Raw genomic sequence first — 3,509 nt, 5'->3', positions numbered from 1 at the left:
GGGGGGAGTCGCGGTCAGGCGGTGCGTTCGGCGTCGAAGGCGTCGGGTCCGCGCAGGAACGCCGGCGCCGGCGCGGCGGCCGGGTCGGGCTGTCCGTCGTGTTCGGTGCCGGCGGCGAGGATGCCCTTGACGGTGCGGTAGCTGGGGTCACCGACCTCGAGGGCACGGGCGCACGCCGCATTCAGCCGCCGATCCTCGTAGCGGTCCCGCAGCCGGACGATGCCCTGGATCGCCCGCAGCCGGTGCAACGCGTTGACCTGCGACAACTCGCTGACCACGGCGGCCGCGGCCGGGCCGATCTGGTCGGCCTGCGCCCGGCACCAGGACACGGTTTGCAGCGTGTAGGCGATCTTGTGCGGCGGGTAGTGCTCGGGGTTCGTCGACCGCCCCGACAGGTGCAGCACGTGGGTGGCGACCACCTGCTCGGTGTGGAAGATCTGCACCACGTCGCCGCTGGTGCGCACCAGCACCTGCTGACCGATCAGCCGCCAGGGCACCGAATACAGGGCCTTGCCGGCCTTGACGTGGCAGTCCGGGGCGACCTTCCCGAGCTGATAGAGGACCGGTTCGAACGGTCGCGGTGGAAGTGGTGTGAGACGGTGCTTTTCGACGGCATCGAACACCGTCGCTGGTGGGGTTCCGTCGAGGCCGCGGTGCTGGTGCCGGCCGTAGACGTCGGTGCACCAGGCCAGGGCGGCGTCCTGCATCTGCGCCAGTGAGCTGAACTCGCGGCCCTTGAAGAACGAGTCGCGGATATCGGGCATCGGACGCTCGATCCGGGGTTTGTCCTTCGGTTTGCCGGCGCGAGCCGGATCGATCAACAGCCCGTAGAACAGGGCGAGCTCGGCATAGGCACGGTTGATCTTCGGGTCGTACAGGTCCGGCCGGTCGATCCCGGTTTTGAGGTTGTCGCACACCATCCGGGCCGGGACACCACCGAAGAACTCGAACGCCGCGACGTGCGAGGCGCACCACGAGGACTGATCCATCCGCAGCACCGGCTGCACGAACAGCATCCGCGAGCAGGTCAGAATCATCGCGAACGCCCACACCGCCACCCGCCGGTCGGTGGCCGGATCGCGCCACATGCCGAGCTTGCCGTAGTCGACCTGGGCCTCGTCGCCCGGTGGAACCGGGCCCCGGGGCACCGTCACCTTCGCCTCCGCCACATCTTCGGCGAATTGCGCTGCCACATAACGACGTACCGTCGATTCGGACACCGCCACACCGTGGTCGTCACGCAGACGTTGCGCAATCGTCGCGACCGTCACCGACGCCTTCAACTGCCCGCTAATCCAGTCGTGGTGCGCGGCGATCGCCGGCCACGTCACCGCCCGCGCTGCCGGGTCGCCGACCTCGGGAAACCACCCCGAGATCAGCTCCCGCCAGAGCGCCTCGTCGAACTTCCCGCCCTCGCCGGGCGCCAGCCCGGCCGCCAACGCGGGTGCCAGGTACTTCCGGATCGTCTTGCGGTCGATCCCCAGGGCCGTCGAGATCTGCACCTGAGACCGGCCGGCATGCCAATGCCGGAACAACTCCATCAGATCGGTCATTGTCCACGTTCTCCTTGCCACCGTCAGGCCCCTTCCCGGGCCGTTGTCGGTGGCCCAGTCAGGAGCGAACCTGCAGCAGCGCCGGAACCCCGGCCGACACGCCCCGAGGTGGGGAATTACGTGACGGCCGGGTGGGGAATTACGTGAAGGCGACTGATCCAATTACGTGGCTCTGTCGCACTTTCCGTGAAGCTACTGCCACGCTTCACTATTCGAGGTGAAGGACACGTTTCCGCAGCAGATCGAGGTTGGCTCGCCCGTACATCTGCCGCTTGAGCATTTTGATCCGGTTCACATGCCCTTCGACAGGTCCGGAGTTATGTTCGAGGGTCAACCCGGCGGCGACGGCATCGAGATCACGGCGCAGACCCACAGTGAAGGACCGCAAGGCCGGTGATCCGGTGGCATCGACATCGGTCATCCAACTGGCGAGTTCGAGTCCGCGCCGCTCGACCATGATCTCGGCGAAGCCGCGAACGTGCTCGCGCAGGACGGTCAGTGCGGGACTGCGTTCGAGGATGTCGGCGAGCCGGCGACTGTCGGCGTCGGTGAGACGGTCGGGTCGGGAGGTCAGCCACCCGGTGACCTGCCGGGCGGATGGCGTCGGCGGTGGTGCCGGCCGTGTCCGGTGTTCGGTGCGAAGTGATGCCAAGAACCGGCGGACGGTTCTGGCGCTGCCTCGGTAGCCACGCTCGGTAATCTCCGCGGTCAAGCGGGCGGCATCGGTACATCCAGCGGCGAAGCGGTCACGCAGGTAGGTTTCGTATCCGCGGAGCAAGGTGGGTCCCGCCGTCCGGGTGGTGGTCAACAGCTCGTCGATCTCATGGGCGCGGGCGAAGCGGCGGACGGTCTTGCGGTCGAGGCCCAGTTTCTTGCTGATCGCCGAGATCGTCATCCCATTCGAGACGAGTTGCTGCACGGCGGCATGCCGTTCCCTGGTGCGGGTGGCTAACCGGCCGTCCGGCAACTCGGTACCCGTAGTGCTTGTACCACCGTCGATCTCGCTGCCAGCGGTGTCGGTAGCGACCTCGCCGGGGTCGGCGAGGTCGACCGGTGGGCAAAGATCGGAGCGGTGCCGAACCACGGTGTCCTCCACCGCGCCGACCAGGTTGTGCCACAGGTGCCACCGGTCGGCGACCTGCACCGCATCCGGTGCGCCCACGCGAACGGCTTCGGCGTAGGCACCGGCCCGGTCACGGCACACCACCTCGGCGCCGGGATGGTCCCGCAGCCATGCAGCGACGGTGTCGCTGGTGCGGTCCGGCAGCAGGTCGATCGGCCGACTCGTGGTCAGGTCCACGATGACGGTGCCGTAGTGGTGGCCGCGGCGGATCGCGAAATCATCGATACCCAGAATCGGGGTCCGCTCGATCGGTCGGTCCGGGATCGCGCGCACTGCCCGCAGCAGGGTGTCGCGGCCGGCCGAGATCCCGATCCGGGCGGCCAGGCGGGCCCCGGCACGGCCGGCCAGCGCCAAACCGATCGCCTCAAGCACGCCGTCGAGCATCGTGGTCCGGCGGGCGCACCGTTTGGTCAAACCGGGTAGCTGTTCGGCGAATGTGATTGTCGTACAGCGCGTGTTGATGCAGAAGAATCGGCGCACGGTCAGTTCGAGGACGACCGGGCGGGCGCCGATCGCTGTGTCGGCCGGTCTGCGTCGGTATCGGGAATGGACCCGGCTCGACGGCGTGTCGCACTTCGGGCACCGCGCCTCATTGCGGTGAGAGTGGGCGTGGATCCGGATCGTTGCCCCGGCGAGGCGGACTGCGTCGACGACGACGCCGGTCAGATGCGGCAGTAGTGCTGTCAGGGGCGCAAGGTCACACCATGACGATCTTGGTCTATACGGAATCGTCCCTGATCAGGGGTACGCCAGGACCTTCACGGAAAGTGCGACAGATCCAATTACGTGACGGACCAACCCCTCAACCTGAGGAATTACATGACCGCTGACAC

At 67.5% G+C, this 3,509-nt stretch carries 2 protein-coding genes; both read right to left on the bottom strand.

The genetic code is table 11. The features are described from left to right. Window positions 1-14: 14 nt before the first annotated feature. Window positions 15-1,553, bottom strand: coding sequence for an IS21 family transposase (gene istA / locus A8G15_RS13105; RefSeq protein WP_068159863.1), 1,539 nt, complete (start codon window positions 1,551-1,553; stop codon window positions 15-17). Window positions 1,554-1,761: 208 nt separating this feature from the next. Continuing rightward, on the bottom strand, window positions 1,762-3,342 hold the full coding sequence (locus A8G15_RS13100; protein WP_425415091.1) for an ISL3 family transposase: 1,581 nt from the start codon (window positions 3,340-3,342) through the stop codon (window positions 1,762-1,764). Window positions 3,343-3,509 lie beyond the last annotated feature (167 nt).

Origin of the sequence: Rhodococcus phenolicus (assembly GCF_001646785.1) — a bacterium.
GTDB lineage: Bacteria > Actinomycetota > Actinomycetes > Mycobacteriales > Mycobacteriaceae > Rhodococcus > Rhodococcus phenolicus.
The sequence above is the reverse complement of the archived record's forward strand: the minus strand, read 5'-3'. Positions and strand labels throughout refer to the sequence as shown.

Excerpts from the sequence above, each read along its gene's own strand:
- istA (WP_068159863.1), bottom strand. The coding sequence starts at position 1,553 with ATGACCGATCTGATGGAGTTGTTCCGGCATTGGCATGCCGGCCGGTCT.